The sequence below is a fragment of the Pseudomonas sp. DC1.2 genome, assembly GCF_034351645.1.
Lineage (GTDB): Bacteria > Pseudomonadota > Gammaproteobacteria > Pseudomonadales > Pseudomonadaceae > Aquipseudomonas.
Window position 1 is genome coordinate 4,541,304 of the sequence record NZ_CP133782.1, and the last position, 18,646, is coordinate 4,559,949.

The 18,646-nt window shown below is 59.5% G+C and carries 16 protein-coding genes and 1 other RNA gene; all 17 read right to left on the reverse strand.

Features of this window, described 5'->3' with window-relative positions; genetic code table 11:
- Positions 1-15 precede the first annotated feature (15 nt).
- Positions 16-1,209, reverse strand: coding sequence for a cell division protein FtsZ (gene ftsZ, locus RHM68_RS20480; RefSeq protein WP_322218501.1), 1,194 nt, complete (start codon positions 1,207-1,209; stop codon positions 16-18).
- A 69-nt stretch (positions 1,210-1,278) separates the two neighbouring features.
- Complete coding sequence (gene ftsA / locus RHM68_RS20485; protein ID WP_322218504.1) at positions 1,279-2,538, reverse strand: cell division protein FtsA; 1,260 nt, start codon at positions 2,536-2,538, stop codon at positions 1,279-1,281.
- Positions 2,539-2,553: 15 nt separating this feature from the next.
- Entirely contained in the window at positions 2,554-3,423 is an 870-nt protein-coding gene (locus RHM68_RS20490; protein WP_322218506.1) for a cell division protein FtsQ/DivIB, read from the reverse strand.
- 4 nt (positions 3,424-3,427) lie between these two features.
- The gene (locus tag RHM68_RS20495; RefSeq protein ID WP_322218509.1) at positions 3,428-4,408 is read right to left on the reverse strand and encodes a D-alanine--D-alanine ligase; all 981 of its coding nucleotides are present in this window, start codon (positions 4,406-4,408) and stop codon (positions 3,428-3,430) included.
- The gene (gene murC, locus RHM68_RS20500) at positions 4,405-5,865 is read right to left on the reverse strand and encodes a UDP-N-acetylmuramate--L-alanine ligase (protein ID WP_322218512.1); all 1,461 of its coding nucleotides are present in this window, start codon (positions 5,863-5,865) and stop codon (positions 4,405-4,407) included. Before murC ends, RHM68_RS20495 begins: the two co-directional genes overlap by 4 nt.
- Positions 5,858-6,928, reverse strand: coding sequence for an undecaprenyldiphospho-muramoylpentapeptide beta-N-acetylglucosaminyltransferase (murG, locus tag RHM68_RS20505; protein ID WP_322218516.1), 1,071 nt, complete (start codon positions 6,926-6,928; stop codon positions 5,858-5,860). The genes murC and murG overlap by 8 nt, the downstream gene beginning before the upstream one ends.
- Positions 6,918-8,135: a putative lipid II flippase FtsW gene (ftsW, locus tag RHM68_RS20510; RefSeq protein ID WP_416195208.1), complete on the reverse strand. Its 1,218-nt coding sequence runs from the start codon at positions 8,133-8,135 to the stop codon at positions 6,918-6,920. Before ftsW ends, murG begins: the two co-directional genes overlap by 11 nt.
- Positions 8,132-9,478, reverse strand: coding sequence for a UDP-N-acetylmuramoyl-L-alanine--D-glutamate ligase (gene murD, locus RHM68_RS20515; RefSeq protein WP_322218518.1), 1,347 nt, complete (start codon positions 9,476-9,478; stop codon positions 8,132-8,134). The genes ftsW and murD overlap by 4 nt, the downstream gene beginning before the upstream one ends.
- A 5-nt stretch (positions 9,479-9,483) precedes the next feature.
- Complete coding sequence (mraY, locus tag RHM68_RS20520) at positions 9,484-10,566, reverse strand: phospho-N-acetylmuramoyl-pentapeptide-transferase (RefSeq protein WP_322218519.1); 1,083 nt, start codon at positions 10,564-10,566, stop codon at positions 9,484-9,486.
- Entirely contained in the window at positions 10,566-11,933 is a 1,368-nt protein-coding gene (locus RHM68_RS20525) for a UDP-N-acetylmuramoyl-tripeptide--D-alanyl-D-alanine ligase (protein WP_322218522.1), read from the reverse strand. Before RHM68_RS20525 ends, mraY begins: the two co-directional genes overlap by 1 nt.
- On the reverse strand, positions 11,926-13,389 hold the full coding sequence (locus RHM68_RS20530; RefSeq protein ID WP_322218525.1) for a UDP-N-acetylmuramoyl-L-alanyl-D-glutamate--2,6-diaminopimelate ligase: 1,464 nt from the start codon (positions 13,387-13,389) through the stop codon (positions 11,926-11,928). The genes RHM68_RS20525 and RHM68_RS20530 overlap by 8 nt, the downstream gene beginning before the upstream one ends.
- Positions 13,389-15,128 (reverse strand): penicillin-binding protein 2, encoded by a 1,740-nt coding sequence (locus tag RHM68_RS20535; protein ID WP_322223887.1) that lies wholly within the window; start codon positions 15,126-15,128, stop codon positions 13,389-13,391. Before RHM68_RS20535 ends, RHM68_RS20530 begins: the two co-directional genes overlap by 1 nt.
- Positions 15,128-15,421, reverse strand: a complete 294-nt coding sequence (gene ftsL / locus RHM68_RS20540; protein ID WP_322218528.1) for a cell division protein FtsL — start codon at positions 15,419-15,421, stop codon at positions 15,128-15,130. Before ftsL ends, RHM68_RS20535 begins: the two co-directional genes overlap by 1 nt.
- Entirely contained in the window at positions 15,418-16,365 is a 948-nt protein-coding gene (gene rsmH, locus RHM68_RS20545; RefSeq protein ID WP_416195209.1) for a 16S rRNA (cytosine(1402)-N(4))-methyltransferase RsmH, read from the reverse strand. Before rsmH ends, ftsL begins: the two co-directional genes overlap by 4 nt.
- Positions 16,362-16,817 carry a division/cell wall cluster transcriptional repressor MraZ gene (mraZ, locus tag RHM68_RS20550; RefSeq protein WP_008147486.1) on the reverse strand — a complete coding sequence of 152 codons (456 nt, stop codon included), beginning with the start codon at positions 16,815-16,817 and terminating at the stop codon, positions 16,362-16,364. The genes rsmH and mraZ overlap by 4 nt, the downstream gene beginning before the upstream one ends.
- A 445-nt stretch (positions 16,818-17,262) precedes the next feature.
- Positions 17,263-17,616: RNase P RNA component class A (gene rnpB, locus RHM68_RS20555), an RNA gene on the reverse strand.
- Positions 17,617-17,690: 74 nt separating this feature from the next.
- Positions 17,691-18,596 (reverse strand): 16S rRNA (cytidine(1402)-2'-O)-methyltransferase, encoded by a 906-nt coding sequence (gene rsmI / locus RHM68_RS20560; protein WP_322218534.1) that lies wholly within the window; start codon positions 18,594-18,596, stop codon positions 17,691-17,693.
- Between the last annotated feature and the right edge of the window lie 50 nt (positions 18,597-18,646).

Here is an 18,646-nt window from a genome sequence, read left to right on the forward strand (position 1 = left end):
CCCTGATACATTCCATCAATCAGCCTGGCGACGCAGGAAAGCCGGGATGTCCAGGTAGTCCAGGTCGTCTTGCGGATTCATCTTCGCGGCAGTCGCAGCACCGGCCTGAGCCTGGTTGCGCATAACGGTCGGACGGTCCAGATCGCGGTAGTTCACGGCAGGCTGTTCCTGACGAACGGGAGCTTGCTGTTGCGGCTGGGAGGACATCGAAGTGTGAACGGTGTTGTCGATAACCTTTACAGGCTTCTCGATTTTCGCGCCCAGACCCGTGGCAACCACGGTCACGTGCAGCTCGTCACGCATGTCCGGATCGATAACAGTACCGACCTTGACCATGGCGTGCTCGGAAGCGAAGGCTTCGATGATGCTACCCACGTCGGAGTACTCACCCAGTGACAGGTCAGGACCGGCGGTGATGTTCACCAAAATACCGCGCGCACCTTGCAGGTTCACGTCTTCGAGCAATGGGTTGCGAATGGCCGCTTCGGTGGCCTCGCGTGCACGGTTCGGACCGCTGGCGCAGCCAGTGCCCATCATCGCCATGCCCATTTCGCTCATCACGGTACGGACGTCGGCAAAGTCGACGTTGATCATGCCCGGACGCTTGATGATGTCGGAGATACCGCGAACGGCACCGGCCAGTACATCGTCAGCCTTGGCGAACGCGGACAGCAGGCTTGCGTCCTTGCCCAGGATGGTCAGCAGCTTCTCGTTGGGAATGGTGATCAACGAGTCAACGCTTTCAGACAGCAGACGGATACCTTCGTCAGCGATCTGCATACGCTTGCGACCTTCGAACGGGAACGGACGAGTCACCACCGCAACGGTGAGAATCCCCATTTCCTTGGCCACTTCAGCAATGATTGGCGCCGCACCGGTACCGGTACCGCCGCCCATGCCGGTGGTGATGAACACCATGTTGGTGCCCTGCAAGACTTCGGCGATACGTTCGCGGTCTTCCAAAGCGGCCTGACGACCGACTTCAGGGTTGGCGCCAGCGCCAAGACCTTTGGTCACGCCGGTGCCCAGTTGCAGGATGGTCCGCGCGCCAATGCTTTTCAGCGCCTGGGCATCAGTGTTGGCGCAGATGAATTCCACGCCTTCAATGTTGCTCTTGACCATGTGATTGACTGCGTTGCCGCCGCCACCGCCAACACCGATAACTTTAATTACCGGGCTTTGCGGGATGTTGTCTACGAGTTCGAACATTTTCCCTCTCCTTACATTCTCTAGTTTTTTTCGCCTACTGCATTTTTGAAACGGTATTGCGGTAATTCGTTAGAAGTTGCCTTGAACCCAGCTCTTGATGCGATCGAGCAAGGCGGGTTTCGGCTCTTCATTGCTGTAGCTGTCACGGCTGCTGATGCCCGAGAACGAAATGCCGTCGGACTGCTTTTGCAGGCCATACATCAAGAGGCCAACACCGGTGGAATAAATCGGGTTGCGCACCACGTCATCCAGTCCCTTGACGCCATGCGGTACGCCCAGACGCACCGGCATGTGGAAAATTTCTTCGGCCAGCTCGACCGCACCTTCCATCTTCGACGTACCACCCGTCAGGACGATGCCGGCCGGAATCAAGTCTTCGTAGCCACTGCGGCGCAGTTCGGCCTGAATCAGCGTGAACAACTCGTCGTAACGCGGCTCGACCACTTCAGCCAACGCCTGGCGGGACAACTCACGCGGCGGACGGTCGCCGACGCTTGGCACTTTGATGGTTTCACCGGCACCGGCCAGTTTGGCCAGGGCACAGGCGTAGCGAATCTTGATTTCTTCGGCGTACTGGGTCGGGGTGCGCAACGCCATGGCGATGTCGTTGGTCACCTGGTCGCCCGCAATCGGGATCACGGCCGTGTGGCGGATCGCACCTTCGGTGAAGATCGCAATGTCGGTAGTGCCACCGCCGATGTCCACCAGGCAAACACCCAGTTCTTTCTCGTCATCGGTCAGGACCGAATAAGCGGAAGCCAACTGTTCAAGGATGATGTCGTCGATTTCGAGGCCACAGCGACGCACACATTTCTCAATGTTCTGAGCGGCGTTAACGGCGCAAGTGACCACGTGGACCTTGGCTTCCAGACGCACGCCGGACATGCCCAGCGGCTCACGAACGCCTTCCTGGTTGTCGATCACGTAGTCCTGAGGCAGCGTGTGCAGCACGCGCTGGTCTGCCGGGATCGCCACGGCCTGGGCAGCGTCGAGGACGCGCTCAAGGTCGGCGGCGCTGACTTCGCGATCACGAATTGCAACGATGCCGTGGGAATTCAGGCTGCGGATGTGATTACCGGCCACACCGACAAACGCCGAGTGAATGCGGCAACCGGCCATCAGCTGCGCTTCTTCGATGGCGCGCTGGATCGATTGCACGGTGGACTCGATGTTCACCACTACGCCTTTTTTCAGGCCGCGGGACGGGTGCGTACCGATCCCGACGATTACCAGCGTGCCATCGTCCGCGACCTCACCGACCAGCGCCACCACCTTGGAGGTGCCGATATCGAGACCGACGATCATTTTGCCGCTTTGCACGTTTGCCATGGGTCCTGCCTCTTCTTAATTCTTCGCGACAGCGGGTTGAGCTGTCGTCGGCGCTACAGGTTCCCGCCAGCCAACAGCGAGGCCGTTGGCGTAGCGCAGATCGATGCGCGCAATGTTCGTAATCTGCTCTTTAAGCGTCTTGTCATAGATGGCAATGAAGCGGCGCATCTTTTCCACCAAGGCACCGCGTCCCAGCAGCAGCTCAATGCCGGGCCCTGCACTGCCGGCGCCCGTGGTCAGGAACCAGCTGCCTCGTTCACGTAACTCCAGGCGCGCAATGGAGAAGCCCAATGGCCTAAGCATCTGGCTCAGCACCTGGTATTGCTGCATCACTTGCTGCTGGGCCCGTTGTGGCCCGAACAGTTGTGGCAGATGTTCGTAATTCGCCAGTTCCTTGGGCGTAAACGCCTGCCCCTGGTTGTTCAGCAGTGCCTCATCGCCCCAACGGGCCACCGGCAATTGTTCTTCCAGGCGGATCACCACTTGGTCCGGCCACACCCGGCGCACCTCGGCGTGGGCGATCCATGGCATCTGCTCCAGCTCCGTGCGCATGCTCGCCAGGTCGATGGTGAAGAAGCTTGACGCCACGTAAGGGGCGATCCGCTGTTGCACGGCTTGCTGGCTGATGTAGCTCAAATCGCCCTGCACATTGATCTTGGTGATCGGCCGGTCCGCGTAAGGCAGCAAACGTTGCGCGCCCTCGTAAGTCCCCACCCCCAGCACCACCAACAACACAGGCCAGAACAAGGCTTTGAGAAAACCAAAATTGGCTTTCGGCAGGCGCGCAGACATCGGCTCTTTGGCAACCATTCGGCTGGCACCCCGCGGTACCGGCTTGCGGCCGGGCGGTGCGGGGGGCTGATGACGTAGCGATGCGCCTTGCATGGTCTTAACCTCGCGGCTCTTCGTTGCTGGCAGCATTACCGGCAACACTGTCTGCCAAAATGGCCAGAACCAGTTGCTGGAAATCCAAACCGGCGGCCAGGGCCGCCATCGGCACCAGGCTGTGATCGGTCATGCCGGGGGCCGTGTTGACTTCCAGGAACCAGAACTGCCCATCGGCGTCCTGCATCACGTCTGCCCTGCCCCAACCGGCGATACCCAGCGCCTCACAGGCTTTCGCCGTGAGGTCCATCAGTTCTTTTTCTTTGCTGCTGTCCAGGCCACATGGAATTCGGTACTGAGTATCGGAGGCCACGTACTTGGCGTCGTAGTCGTAGAAACTGTGCGTCGTGCCCAGGGCAATCACTGGCAACACCTGGTCACGCAGGGTGGCGATGGTGAACTCCGGACCTTGAATCCATTGTTCGACCAACACTTGCGAATCGTAGGTACTGGCCGCTTTCCATGCGTCGGTCAACTCCGACGCCGTATTCACTTTGGCCATCCCGATACTTGAACCTTCATGGGCCGGTTTGACGATCAAAGGGAAGCCCAGTTCCGTGGCCGCAGAAATACAATCGGCCTCAGAGGTCAGCACCGCGTGGCGTGGCGTCGGAATCCCGAGGCTGTGCCAAATTTGTTTAGTGCGCAGTTTGTCCATGGCCAGTGCCGAGGCCAGAATGCCGCTGCCGGTATACGGAATACCCAGGCATTCGAGTAAGCCCTGCATGCTGCCGTCTTCACCACCACGACCGTGAAGGATGATGAAGGCGCGGTCGATTTTTTCGCTCAACAACCGTTGTAAAAAGTCATCGCCGACGTCGATACCGAACGCGTCCACGCCCGCGCTTTGCAGCGCCTTGAGCACGGCGTCACCTGACTTGAGAGACACTTCGCGCTCGGCACTTTTGCCGCCGAACAGTACCGCAACGCGGCCAAAGTCTGTCGGCGCGACGGTGGAGACGAGGTTGGCGTAAGCAGCAGTCATTTCAACTTCCCCTCAACCGACGCCGCAACGGCACCGGCGAACAACGGACTCTTCAACAGTTTCGGTGCGAGACCACCGATATCACCGGCGCCCTGGCACAGCAGAATGTCGCCGGCACGCAGCAGCGGCTTGACGATCGGCGCGAGGTCGACACCACGCTCGATGTAGATCGGATCAAGTTGACCGCGCTGGCGGATGCTGTTGCACAGTTTGCGGCTGTCAGCGCCCGGGATCGGCTCTTCGCCCGCCGGGTAGACTTCCATCAGCAGCAAGACATTGGCGTCGGCCAGCACATTGACGAAATCGTCATACAGATCGCGAGTGCGGCTGTAACGGTGCGGCTGGTAAACCATCACCAAACGACGATCCGGCCAGCCACCGCGCACGGCTTTAATCACTGCGGCGACTTCAGTCGGGTGGTGACCATAGTCATCCACCAGCATCACGTGGCCGTCGTCCACCGGCAGTTCGCCATAGACCTGGAAGCGTCGACCCACGCCCTGGAACCCGGACAGGCCCTGAACGATGGCCTCATCGCTGACGCTCTCATCGCTGGCAATACAAATGGTCGCCAGGGAGTTCAATACGTTGTGATTGCCTGGCATGTTGACCGAAACATCCAGTGGCTCGCGATCAGGGCGCAGCACCGTAAAGAAGGTCTGCATGCCTTGCTGACGCACGTTGATCGCACGCACGTCGCAGTCTTCGCCGAAGCCGTAGGTGACCGTCGGACGTTTAACCAGCGGCAAGATTTCACGCACCACCGGATCGTCCAGGCACAGCACCGCCAACCCGTAGAACGGCAGATTGTGCAGAAACTCGACGAACGTTTTCTTCAGTTTGTTGAAGTCACCGTCGTAGGTCGCCATGTGATCGGCGTCGATGTTAGTGACCACGGCCACCAACGGCTGCAAGTGCAGAAAACTCGCATCGCTTTCATCAGCTTCGGCAATCAGGTAGCGGCTGGTGCCAAGCTGGGCATTAGTCCCTGCAGCATTCAGACGGCCACCGATGACGAACGTCGGGTCCAGGCCACCGGCGGCGAACACCGACGCGATCAGGCTGGTCGTGGTGGTTTTACCGTGAGTACCGGCCACGGCAATGCCGTGGCGGTAGCGCATCAGTTCGGCCAACATCTCGGCACGTGGCACCACCGGAATCCGGCGCTCCAGGGCAGTGGCGACTTCCGGGTTGGAGGTATTCACGGCACTGGACGTCACCAGTACATCGGCATTCGCAGCGTTCTCGGCGCGATGGCCGATGTAGATGTGAGCGCCGAAGGACTCCAGGCGCTCGGTCACCGGTGAAGCTTTCAGGTCGGAGCCGGACACTTCATAGCCCAAGTTCAACAACACTTCGGCGATCCCGCACATGCCCACGCCGCCGATGCCGACGAAGTGGATGCGACGGATACGGCGCATTTCCGGTTGTGGCATGGCTTTCTGATGCTCAACCATGGGCCACCTCCAGGCAGGTATCGACAACGTTGCGGGTGGCATCAGGTTTGGCCAGCCGACGTGCGGCGGTGGCCATGTCATTAAGTCGTTGCGGTTGCATCAAGACCTCTGTCAGGCGTGCGGCAAGATCCGCTGCGCCAGTCGTTCTTTGTGGCATCACGAAGGCTGCACCTTCGCGGGCCAAATATTCGGCGTTACGGGTCTGGTGATCGTCGATCGCGTGGGGCAAAGGCACCAGCATCGAGGGCAGACCGGCGGCGGCCAGTTCACTGATGGTCAGCGCGCCTGCGCGGCACACCACCAGGTCGGCCCAGCTATAAGCGTGGGCCATGTCTTTGATGAAAGGCTGCACTTGCGCCTCGACGCCAGCGTCGCGATAGCGCTGTGCAGTGACTTCATCGTGGTTTTTGCCAGCCTGATGAAACACTTCCGGACGCAGGTCGACAGCGACTTGCGCCAGGGCTTCAGGCAGCAATTTGTTCAACGGTTCTGCGCCCAGGCTTCCACCCAGAATCAGCAGACGCGCTTTGCGACCGGCCAGTGCCTGGCGCGGTGTATCGAGGAACAGCTCGGTGCGCACCGGATTGCCAGTGGTCCGACGGCTGTCCGACAGGGTAAAGGTGTCGGGGAACGCTTCACAGACTCGGGCGGCCAACGGCATGAGCAACCGATTGGCGGTACCGGCCACGGCGTTCTGCTCGTGGACGATGACTGGCACACCAGACAGTTTGGCAGCGACGCCACCAGGACCGGTCACAAAGCCACCAAAACCGACCACACAAACCGGCCGCAGCCGACGAATGATCGCCCGCGCCTGCCAGATCGACTTGAGCAACATGAACGGTGCCTTGAGCAGCGACAGCTTGCCCTTGCCCCGCAGACCGCTGGCGTTGATGCGATGCAGTTCAAGACCGGCCGCCGGAACCAGGTCATTCTCGATGCCGCGCGGCGTGCCGAGCCAATGCACGGTGTAGCCACGCGACTGAAATTCACGCGCACAGGCCAGCGCCGGGAACACGTGCCCACCGGTGCCGCCCGCCATGATCAATACGTTAGCGCCCATGGGTTGGCTCCTCGGCAAAGTCGCTTTCCTGGAATTCCATTTCTTCACTGCCCAAGTGGGTCCGACTTTCCCATTCGATGCGCAGGAGCAAGCCGAGACAGGCACAGCAGATCACCAGCGAGCTACCGCCATAACTGAGAAACGGCAGGGTCAGGCCCTTGGTCGGCAGCAAGCCGACATTCACCCCAATATTGATCAGGAACTGACCAATCCATAGGAACGACAGACCGTAAGCCACGTAAGCGGCGAAGAACTGCTTGGCTTTCTCTGCCCACAAACCGATGTACATGCCACGGATACAAACAAAGACAAACAGCGCGACCGTACACAAGGAACCCACGGCGCCCAGTTCTTCGGCCAGGACCGAGAACACGAAGTCAGTGTGGGCTTCCGGCAGGTAGAACTGTTTCTGCACGCTGTTGCCCAGGCCAACGCCCAGCCATTCGCCACGACCGAACGCGATCAATGCTTGAGACAACTGATAGCCCGCACCGAACTGGTCGGCCCACGGATCGGCAAAGTTGGTCAGGCGTGCCATTCGATACGGTTGCACTTGAATCAACAGCACCACCGCCGCGACAGCCAGCACCACCATCAGCGAAAAACGGAACAGCCCGACGCCGCCGAGGAACAACATGGCGGCCGCAGCGCCCATCATCACGACGGTGGCACCGAAGTCCGGTTCCATCAACAACAGACCTGCCATCGGTAGCAACACGATGAACGGCTTGAAGAAGCCCATCCAGCTTTCTCGTACTTCCTTCTGACGACGCACCAGGTAACCGGAGAGGTAGATCACCACGAATACCTTGGCAATCTCGGAGGGCTGGACGTTGAAGAAGCTGAAGCCAATCCAGCGCATCGAACCGTTCACTTCACGGCCGATCCCAGGGACGATCACCATCACCAGCAAACCGAACGCCCCCAGCAGCATCAGCCAGCCGAGGCGTTGCCAGGTGGCGATCGGAATCATCATGGTGACGATGCAGGCACCCAGGCCGATCACGATGTAAATAAGGTGCCGAATCATGTAGTACAGGGCGCTGCCCGACTGAGCCGCTGCCACTTCGGTGGAGGCCGAGGCAATCATGATCAGCCCCAACCCCAGCAACGCGAGACAGCCTGCGAGCATCGGGAAGTCGAGGTCGATACCGCGCCCGGTGATGAGCGGCGATGGGTACGGCTTGATGATATTTAGCAGGCTCATACCAGATCCTCCACAGCGCGGACGAACTGGTGACCACGGTCTTCGTAATTTTTGAACATGTCAAAACTGGCGCAGGCGGGCGACAACAGCACGGCGTCGCCGGGCTCGGCGAGGGAGCGGCATTGCGCGACGGCTTCGTTCAGCGAGTTAACGTGAATCAGCGGCACGGCATCGCCCAGCGCCTGACCAATCAGATCGGAGTCGCGGCCCATCAGCACTACGGCGCGGCAGTTGGCCACCACCGGAAGACGCAGGTCCTTGAACTCGGCACCCTTGCCGTCACCACCGGCAATCAGCACCAGTTTGCCGTCGATGTCAGCCCCCAGGCCTTCGATGGCAGCCAGCGCCGCACCGACGTTAGTGGCTTTGGAATCGTTGTAATAGCTCACACCGTTGAATTCGCGAACCCACTGGCAACGATGCTCAAGCCCAGCGAAGCTGCGCAGGCTCGACAGCATGGCGTCGAACGGCAAGCCAACGGCATGCCCCAGCGCCAAGGCGGCAAGTGCGTTGGATTGGTTATGGGCGCCACGAATTTTCAATTCGCGTACCGGCATCAGATTCTGGAACTCAAAGGCCAGGTATTTTTCGCCATCTTCTTCACGGATGCCGAACGCCTTGAAATCGGGCGTGCCCAGACCGAAGGTCCAGCACGGCTGACCTTCGCCCATCAACGGACGGCTGAGGGCGTCTTGGCGGTTGACCACGAACTGTTTGGCGCCGCGAAAGATCCGGTGCTTGGCCAGGTGATAAGCCGGCAGACCGCTGTAGCGGTCCATGTGGTCTTCGCTGACGTTGAGCACGGTCGCCACTTCAGCGCCGAGATGGTCGGTGGTTTCGAGCTGGAAGCTCGACAGTTCCATCACGTATAACTCGACAGTGTCGCTAAGCAAGTCCAGCGCGGGCGTACCGAGGTTGCCGCCAACCGCCACGCGTTTGCCGGCCGCCGCGGCCATCTCGCCCACCAAGGTGGTGACCGTGCTTTTCGCATTGGAACCGCTGATGGCGACAATCGGCGCCTTCGCGTTACGTGCGAACAGCTCGATGTCACCGGACAGTTTTACGCCACGGGCAGCGGCAGCCTGCAGGGCCGGGGTCGCCAGCGCCAGGCCAGGGCTCACGTATAGCTCGTCGGCACGGCACAGGAACTCGACGTCCAGCTCGCCACAACGCACTTCCACCTGCGGGTAGTCACGGCGCAGCGTGGCCAGCTCGGGTGGATTTTCCCGCGTGTCCGCCACGGCAAACGACACGCCCCGGTTCGCCAGGAAGCGAACCAGAGACATGCCGCTCTTGCCGAGGCCGACAACGATGCGGAAGTGGTCAGAAGCGATCAGAGACACTCGTTCTACCTCAGCTTCAGGGTGGCAAGGCCGACCAGGACGAGAATCACGGTGATGATCCAGAAACGGACGATCACGCGCGGCTCAGGCCAGCCCTTGAGTTCAAAGTGGTGGTGTATCGGTGCCATGCGGAACACACGGCGCCCGGTCATCTTGAAGGAGGCCACCTGGATGACCACCGACAGGGTTTCCATCACAAACACACCGCCCATGATGAACAGGACGATTTCCTGGCGAACGATCACCGCAATGGTGCCCAACGCGGCGCCCAGCGCCAGGGCGCCGACGTCGCCCATGAACACTTGGGCCGGGTAAGTGTTGAACCAGAGGAACCCCAGGCCCGCACCGATCAAGGCACCACAGAAAACGATCAGCTCACCGGCGCCCGGTACATAAGGGATAAGCAGGTATTCAGCGAATTTCACGTTACCCGACAGGTAGCAGAAGATACCCAACCCGCCGCCGACCATGACGGTGGGCATGATGGCCAGACCATCCAGGCCATCGGTCAGGTTGACTGCGTTACTCGAACCGACGATCACGAAATAGGTCAGGACAATGAAGCCTGCGCCCAGCGGAATGCTGTAGTCCTTGAGCATCGGCAGGATCAGCGTGGTTTCCACTGCCGTCGGGGCCGTCACGTAAAGGAAGATCGCCGCGCCCAGACCGAATACCGACTGCCAGAAATATTTCCAGCGGCTCGGCAAGCCTCGGGAGTTTTTCTCTATCACTTTGCGGTAGTCGTCGACCCAACCGATGGCGCCGAACAGCAACGTCACCAACAACACGGTCCAGACATAACGGTTGCTCAGGTCAGCCCAGAGCAACGTACTGACACCGATGGACGAAAGAATCAGCGCACCGCCCATGGTCGGGGTGCCCGACTTGGCCAGGTGCGATTGGGGACCATCGTTACGAACGGACTGGCCGATCTGACGGTTCTGCAAAGTGCGGATCATCCACGGGCCATAGCACAGCGACAAAACCAGCGCGGTCAGCACACCGAGAATCCCGCGCAGGGTCAGGTACTGAAAGACCGCGAAGCCTTTGTAGAACTGTTGCAGATACTCCGCTAGCAGCAGCAGCATTAATGTTTCTCCAGGCGAGGCCCGCACAAAGCGGCAACGATGTTTTCCATCGCCGCGCTGCGCGAGCCCTTGATCAAAATAGTGGTGTTTGTGTCTTGCTCGGCGCCCAGGGCCTCGATCAGTTCAGCCTGAGTGCTGAAGTGATAAGCCTGCGGACCGAAAGCATTAACGGCGTGAGCCATCATTGGACCGACCGCATAAAGCGCAGAAACCTTGCCACGGGCATACTCGCCCACATCGCGGTGCCCCTGCTCCGCCCACGCGCCCAACTCACCGATATCTCCGAGCACCAGAACGGTGCGACCGGAAAAGCCGGCGAGTATATCAACGGCGGCACACATGGAGGTGGGGTTCGCGTTGTAAGTGTCATCAATGACACGCATGCCGTTAGTTGCCAGTTGCGCGACGGTGCGCCCTTTGACCGGTTGCACAGCCCCCAGGCCCGTGGCGATGCCAAACAGCGAGACGCCCAAGGCGTGCGCGGCAGCAGCAGCGGCCATGGCGTTGGCGACGTTATGAGTACCGAGCAGGTTAAGTTGAACCCGCTCCACACCTTCAGGACTGTGCAGATTGAACGCCGGGCAACCGCGAGCATCGCGGCTCAGATCGCTGGCATAGAAGTCAGCGCCTGAATTGTTCAGCGAGAAAGTCAGGACTTTGCGACCGGCAGCGCGGGTCTTCCAGATGCCGAATGCCTTGTCGTCGAGATTAAGTACGGCGACGCCATCGGCATCCAGCCCTTCAATAATCTCGCCTTTGGCTTCAACGATTTTGTCCGGTCCACCGAACTCGCCGACATGGGCCGTTCCGGCGTTGTTAAGGATGGCCACATGGGGTTGGGTCATGCCCACGGTGTAGGCAATTTCACCCAGGCGCGAGGCACCGAGCTCGATCACGGCGGCGGTGTGTTCCGGCGCCAGTTCGAGCAGGGTCAGCGGCACACCGAGGTCGTTGTTCAGGTTGCCACGAGTCGCCAGCACCGGGCCACGAGTCCGCAGGATGCTGGCAAGCATTTCCTTGACCGTGGTCTTGCCGCTGGAGCCAGTGACGGCTGCAACCGGATTGCTGTAAGCCGCGCGATTGAGTGCGCCCAACTGGCCGAGGGCCTGGCGGGTGTCGGCGACCACCAACTGTGGCAGCGTGCTGTCGGCGACTTCGCGCTCGACCAGCGCCGCGACTGCGCCTTGGCTGGCGACATCATTCAAATAGTCATGACCATCGAAACGTGGACCGGTCAGTGCAATAAACAGCTGACCCTGCTTGATCCCACGGCTATCGATGCTAACACCGTCGAAACGGGCATCGGCGCCGACCAATCGGGCATTTAAGGCGCCAGTCAGCTCACTCAGCGTCAGGGTTTTAAGCATGGGCGGCCTCCCACGTGGTCAGCGCACGATCGGCTTCGACCAGGTCAGAGAAATCGTGGCGCTCGCCGTTGATTTCCTGATAGTCCTCATGACCTTTACCCGCCAGGACAACCACGTCATCCGCTGAAGCGCTGGCGATCAACTGCGCAATCGCCTGGCCACGGCCAGCAACGAAGGTGACTTTATCCACCGCCGTGAAACCAGCCCGTATGTCGTCAAAGATCACAGCCGGGTCTTCGGTGCGCGGGTTGTCATCGGTGACCAGTACGCCGTCTGCCAGACGCTCGACCACTTCGGCCATCAACGGACGCTTGCCGCGATCACGATCACCGCCGCAACCAAACAGGCACAGCAAACGCCCCTTGGCATGCGGGCGCAGGGCCATCAATACTTTTTCCAGCGCGTCCGGGGTGTGGGCGTAATCGACCACGACCAGCGGTTGAGTGCCGCCGCCCAGACGTTGCATGCGCCCAGCCGGGCCTTCGAGTTTCGGCAGGACCTTGAGAATCTCGTCCAGTGCGTAGTCCAGGCCGAGCAAGGCACCGACCGCCGCCAGAACGTTGCTCAAGTTGAAACGACCGAGCAAGCTGCTGCGTAAGTGGTGCTCGCCTTGCGGCGTGACCAACGTGGCGCGCACGCCTTCGTCGTCGAATTGCGCTTCGCGGCAATACAGGTAGGCGCTGGTGTCTTCCAAGCTGTAGGTAATCAGCCGCGATTCGCGTTTTTCTGCCGCCAACTGCCGGCCGAACGCGTCGTCGAGGTTAATCACCCGGCACTTCAAATCATTCCAGGCAAACAGCTTGGCCTTGGCGCCGCCGTAGGCTTGCATGGTGCCGTGATAATCCAGATGGTCGCGAGACAGGTTGGTCATCACCGCGACATCGAATGCCAGTGCAGTCACGCGCCCCTGGTCCAGGCCATGGGAAGACACTTCCATGGCCACGGCTTTGGCGCCGGCCTTTTTCAAATCAGCCAGGGTCGCCTGAACGGCAATCGGATTCGGCGTGGTGTGCAGGCCGCTTTGCAGCGCGCCGTAGAACCCGGTGCCCAGAGTGCCGACGATGCCACAATGCTGGCCGAGCAGGTCCAGGGCTTGCGCAACCAACTGCGTCACACTGGTTTTACCGTTGGTGCCGGTCACACCGACCAGATTCAGATGACGGCTCGGGTCGCCGTAAAAACGCCCGGCGATGTCGGACAGCTGCGCTGCCAGGCCTTTGACCGGGATCAACGGCGCATCGGTTATCGGCAACACGGTAGCGCCTTCGACTTCATACGCCACAGCGGCAGCACCGCGCTTCAAGGCGTCGGCGATGTGTGCGCGACCGTCGAGCTTGCCGCCCGGTACGGCGAGAAACAGATCGCCAGCCCGCACGTTGCGGCTGTCCAGGGTCAGTTCGCGAATCAACAAATCGCGACCGGCGTGGGCAAAAATCTTGTTCAGACTCAGAGACATTAGCCGCGCCCTCCATTGGCTTTCAGCGGAACGACCGGTGCTGCGCTCGCCTGTTGTGTGGCCGGCAGGTTATCCGGGGTGATGTTCATCAGGCGCAGAGTCCCGGACATCACTTTGCTGAACACCGGAGCCGAAACCAGACCACCGAAGTAGCCAGCCTTGGTCGGCTCATCGATAACCACCACGATCGCGTAACGCGGATCGCTCATCGGGCCGAAACCAGCGAACAGCGAACGGTAGGAATTCTCGGCGTAGCCTTTGGTGCCCACTGATGTTTTACGGGCAGTACCCGACTTGCCGGCTACGTGATAAGCGGGGACTTGCGCACGGAATACGCCGCGTGGCGCTTCAATCACCTGAGTCAGCATGCCTTGCATGGTCTTCGCGACGCTTTCAGGGATTACCTGCGTGGTCTGCGCCGGCTTATCGGTCTTGATCAGGGTCAGCGGCGCGATACGGCCGTTGTTGGCCAGCGCCGAGAAGGCATGAACCAGCTGGATCGCCGTCACCGAAACACCGTAGCCGTAGGACAGCGTGGCGGTTTCAGCCTTGCGCCATTCGCGGTAGTTCGGCAGGTTGCCAACACGTTCGCCGGGGAAGCCGAGCCCAGTGTCCTGGCCGAGGCCGACTTTCTGCGCTAGACGGAAAATGGTTTCGCCGCCAATGTCGAACGCGACCTTACTCATGCCGACGTTACTGGAGTTGATCAGAATACCGGTCAGGTCGAGCACCGGGCCTTCGGTCTTCGAGACGTCCTTGATGGTGTATTTACCAATCTGCAAGCTGCCCGGGTACACCTCGACGGTGTCGCTAGGTTTCCAGCGTCCGGTTTCCAGGGCCGCGCTCATGGAGATCGCTTTCATGGTCGAACCCGGCTCGAAGACATCGATCATTGCGCGGTTACGCATCATCGCCGGTTGCAGGTTGCGACGGTTGTTGGGGTTGTAAGTCGGCTGATTGACCATGGCGAGAATCTCGCCGGTCTTCACGTCCATGATCACCAGGCTGCCGGCCTTGGCACCGTTCTCGATGATCGCGTTGCGCAGTTCGCGGTTGGCCAGGTATTGCAGGCGCAGGTCAATGGACAACGCCAAGGGCTTGCCGGCCTTGGCGTTTTTGGTGACCTGGACATCCTTGATGAGTCTGCCGCGCCGATCCTTGATGACCTGGCGCTTGCCGGCGACCCCGGCCAGCCATTCGTCATAGGCCAGCTCGACGCCTTCACGCCCGTGATCGTCAATGTCGGTAAACCCCACCATGTGGGCAGTGACTTCACCGGCCGGGTAAAAGCGCCGGAATTCTTCAATGCCATAGACGCCCGGCACTTTCAGATCGAGCACGGACTGGCCTTGCTCGGGAGTCAAGCCGCGCACCAGGTAAATGAATTCTTTGTTGGCCTGGGCTTCAAGGCGCTCAGTCAACGCCTTCGGGTCTTGCCCGAGCGCCGCCGCCAGTGCTGGCCACTTGTCTTTTGCCAGCTGCATTTCCTTGGCATTGGCCCACAGCGTGGTGACCGGCGTACTCACGGCCAACGGCTCGCCGTTACGGTCAGTGATCAGACCCCGGTGAGCAGGAATAGGAATGTGACGAACACTGCGCGCGTCGCCTTGACCAATCAGGAAGTCACGGTCAACAACTTGCAGGTCGATGATGCGCCAGGTAATCGCAGCCACCATGACGCCGAGCAAACCCAGCACCACACGGAACCGCCAAGGAAAAAGTGCGCCTTCGAGTTTCATCATGGCGCCACCATCCGTACTTCCGCGGCGCCAGGAATGCGCATCTTCAGTTGTTCTGTGGCGAGCACTTCGATACGGCTGTGGGCAGTCCAGGTGCTTTGTTCAAGAATCAACCGGCCCCACTCGGCCTGCGCCTTATCGCGCACGCTCAACTCATTGAACAGTGAGTTCAACAGTTGACGGTTCCAGTGGGCGCTGTAAGACACGCCGATGGCTGATACCAGCACACCGATAAACAACAGCAGCATGAAAAAGCTTCCGCCGGGAAGTGGCTTGGCGAAAAGCTTGCTCACCGCAACTTCTCCGCGACACGCATGACAGCGCTACGGGAGCGTGGGTTGGCTTTGAGTTCTGCCTCAGAGGCGGACTGCGTTTTGCCGTGGACTTTGATTTTCGGTTCGAAGGCGACGTGGCGCACCGGCAAATTGCGCGGCAGGTTGTCGGCTTCACCCTTCACCAGTTTGCGCATGAACAATTTGACGATACGGTCTTCCAGGGAATGGAAGCTGATGACCACCAGGCGTCCACCGATCTCCAGACACTCAAGCGCTGCTTCGAGGCCAGCTTCAAGATCGCCCAGTTCATTATTAACGTGAATGCGCAGGCCCTGGAACGCACGAGTTGCCGGGTTTTTGCCTTTCTCCCATGCCGGGTTGGCTACTTTCAGCACTTCAGCCAGGTCACCGGTACGTTCGAACGGCTTAATATCGCGACGCTCGGCCACCGCACGTGCCATGCGACCAGAGAAACGCTCTTCGCCGTATTCCTTGAATACGCGGGCGATTTCCTCGGCAGGTGCCGTGTTGACGAATTCCGCAGCGCTGATCCCGCGGGACGGGTCCATACGCATGTCCAGCGGTCCGTCGTTGAGAAAGCTGAAACCGCGCTCAGGGTCATCGAGCTGCGGAGACGATACGCCCAGGTCGAGCAAAATGCCGCTGACCTTACCAGCCAGACCACGCTCGGCGACTTCCGAACCCAGCTCGGCAAAGCTGCGCTGCACAACGACAAAGCGGCCGTCTTCGGCCGCTAGCGTTTGCCCGGTGGCAATCGCTTGAGGATCTTTATCGAACCCCAGCAGCCGACCATCAGGCCCGAGCTGACTGAGGATCAACCGACTGTGCCCGCCGCGTCCGAACGTACCGTCCAGATAGCAGCCATCAGGACGTACGGCGAGAGCCTCCACGGCTTCGTCAAGCAGTACGGTGATGTGGTTAAAGCCGCTATCAATAGTCACAGGATCAAATCACGCAGTTCATCAGGCATAGCGCCCGGTTGTTGAATAGCAGCCAGGTCAGCGGCAGAAACCGCATCCCAGGCATCCTCGTCCCACAATTGGAACTTGTTCAGTTGGCCTACCAACATCGCGCGCTTATCCAACTTGGCATATTCACGAAGACGCGGCGGAACCAGAAAACGACCACTGCCGTCGAGTTCGAGGTCGACGGCATTACCAATCAGCAAGCGTTGCAGGCGGCGGTTCTCTTCGCGAAGCGAAGGCAGTGCGCGTAGTTTGGTTTCAATAATTTCCCACTCATCGAGCGGGTAAACGCACAAACAGGGATCAACGGCGTCGATTGTGACGATTAACTGACCAGAACTTCGCGAAACGAGCTCGTCACGATACCGGCTCGGCATTGCGAGACGGCCCTTTGCATCGAGACTGATAGCGTTAGCTCCGCGAAACACGTCAGCGTTTCTCCAATTTTTAGCGTTTTGAGCTTAAAAAACCCACTTCATGCCACTTTCCGCCACTTGCGCACACTATAGGAATGCGCCCACCACACCGTCAAGACGCGGATTAAAGGAAAAGCCTTACAGAACGGAGATTTAGGAGAGTAAACGGAGGGATAACGAGAATCTGACGTATGTTTTTACTCAATAACTTGAGTCAGCACGAAGGGCTGCGCTCAGAAGTTAAAGTAGTTTGTTAAGAGTAAGATTTTTTCGGTATTACGAGAGTGTTTCTGTCGATGGTTTTGCAAGGAGGGAAATCGCTGTTGCGGGGAGATTTGTAAGTCGCTGCCTGCGCAGGCTAACCGATATCACACAACCCTTCTGCCAGTCATTACGCAAGGAGGGAAATGCAGACTATCAATACCCTGTTCAATCATTCAAACAAGGTGAAAAAAAGGTGGAGAGTCGATCTGTAAGCCGGGTTCTGTCTTGAACAGTCATTCGTCTACGATGGCCATCACTGGACATCTTTAGCAACCTACCCGGTCCCAGCGCGGGCCACGCCTTGAGACCCTATTTGGTCTTGCTCCAAGTGGGGTTTACCTAGCCACGAACTGTTGCCAGACGTGCGGTGCGCTCTTACCGCACCTTTTCACCCTTACCGGCGCCGAAGCACTTAGGCGGTTATTTTCTGTGGCACTTTCCGTAGGCTCACGCCTCCCAGGCATTACCTGGCACTTCGCCCTATGGAGCCCGGACTTTCCTCCCCCCCCTAATTTTCATAGAGGGCAGCGACTGTCCAATCGACTCTCCGCCGCAAAGGTTAACGGCAGAGCGGCGGAAGAACAAGCGCTAAAAGCCTTTGGCCACTCCTGCGCGCGGGGTTTACTCGCCCTTCTGTCTATCGAGTGCCACCTGATACAGCACATTTTTTCGCTCTCCGGTTATTTGCGCTGCCAATGCGGCAGCACGCTTAAGCGGCATTTCTTCGAGCAACAGATTAAGGATGCGCATCGCTTCGCTGCTAACGGCGTCTTCCGTTTCCGGTGCCGACCAGCCCGCCACCAACACCACACACTCGCCACGCTGCTGATTGCTGTCGGACTCGACGAACTCACGCAACTGGGCCAACGGCAAACCTTTGAGGGTTTCGAAAGTTTTAGTGATCTCCCGCGCCAGCAACGCCGGGCGCTCGCCACCGAACACCAGTTCCATGTCTTGCAGGCATTCAAGGATGCGATGTGGCGCTTCGTAGAAAATCAGGGTACGCGGCTCTTCCTTGACCAACTCCAGGCGCGCCCGACGCCCCACAGCCTTGGCCGGCAGGAAACCTTCAAAGATAAATCGATCAGACGGCAAACCCGCTGCCGAGAGTGCCGCGATCAAGGCGCAGGCACCCGGCACGGGCACAACATTGATCCCGGCAGCGCGCGCCTGACGCACCAAGTGATAACCCGGATCGGAAATCAACGGCGTCCCGGCATCGGAAATCAGCGCGATATCGTCACCCGCCAGCAAGCGGGTAATAAAACGACTGCCTTCATCACGTTCGTTATGCTCATGGCAGGCCGCCAATGGCGTCGCAATACCGAAATGCTGCATCAGGCGCTGAGAGTGCCGCGTATCTTCAGCGGCGATCAATGCCACCTCGCGCAGGATTTTCAGCGCACGCGCACTGATGTCGTCCAGGTTGCCGATGGGCGTCGCCACCACATAAAGCGAGCCAGCAGCGGAATTCAAAGCACCTGGAGCAGTCAAAGCACGTACCTCATGATCGGTAAAAGCGGCCATTGTAGCGCGTCATAGCGCTAGCGATACGCCCAGCCCACCCCGCAGCTCCA

What these genes read in the sequence shown, in the direction of transcription:
- ftsZ (WP_322218501.1), bottom strand. Translation starts at nt 1,209, where the DNA reads ATGTTCGAACTCGTAGACAACATCCCGCAAAGCCCGGTAATTAAAGTT.
- ftsA (WP_322218504.1), bottom strand. Translation starts at nt 2,538, where the DNA reads ATGGCAAACGTGCAAAGCGGCAAAATGATCGTCGGTCTCGATATCGGC.
- RHM68_RS20490 (WP_322218506.1), bottom strand. Translation starts at nt 3,423, where the DNA reads ATGCAAGGCGCATCGCTACGTCATCAGCCCCCCGCACCGCCCGGCCGC.
- RHM68_RS20495 (WP_322218509.1), bottom strand. Translation starts at nt 4,408, where the DNA reads ATGACTGCTGCTTACGCCAACCTCGTCTCCACCGTCGCGCCGACAGAC.
- murC (WP_322218512.1), bottom strand. Translation starts at nt 5,865, where the DNA reads ATGGTTGAGCATCAGAAAGCCATGCCACAACCGGAAATGCGCCGTATC.
- murG (WP_322218516.1), bottom strand. Translation starts at nt 6,928, where the DNA reads ATGGGCGCTAACGTATTGATCATGGCGGGCGGCACCGGTGGGCACGTG.
- ftsW (WP_416195208.1), bottom strand. Translation starts at nt 8,135, where the DNA reads ATGAGCCTGCTAAATATCATCAAGCCGTACCCATCGCCGCTCATCACC.
- mraY (WP_322218519.1), bottom strand. Translation starts at nt 10,566, where the DNA reads ATGCTGCTGCTGCTAGCGGAGTATCTGCAACAGTTCTACAAAGGCTTC.
- RHM68_RS20525 (WP_322218522.1), bottom strand. Translation starts at nt 11,933, where the DNA reads ATGCTTAAAACCCTGACGCTGAGTGAGCTGACTGGCGCCTTAAATGCC.
- RHM68_RS20530 (WP_322218525.1), bottom strand. Translation starts at nt 13,389, where the DNA reads ATGTCTCTGAGTCTGAACAAGATTTTTGCCCACGCCGGTCGCGATTTG.
- RHM68_RS20535 (WP_322223887.1), bottom strand. Translation starts at nt 15,128, where the DNA reads ATGAAACTCGAAGGCGCACTTTTTCCTTGGCGGTTCCGTGTGGTGCTG.
- rsmI (WP_322218534.1), bottom strand. Translation starts at nt 18,596, where the DNA reads ATGGCCGCTTTTACCGATCATGAGGTACGTGCTTTGACTGCTCCAGGT.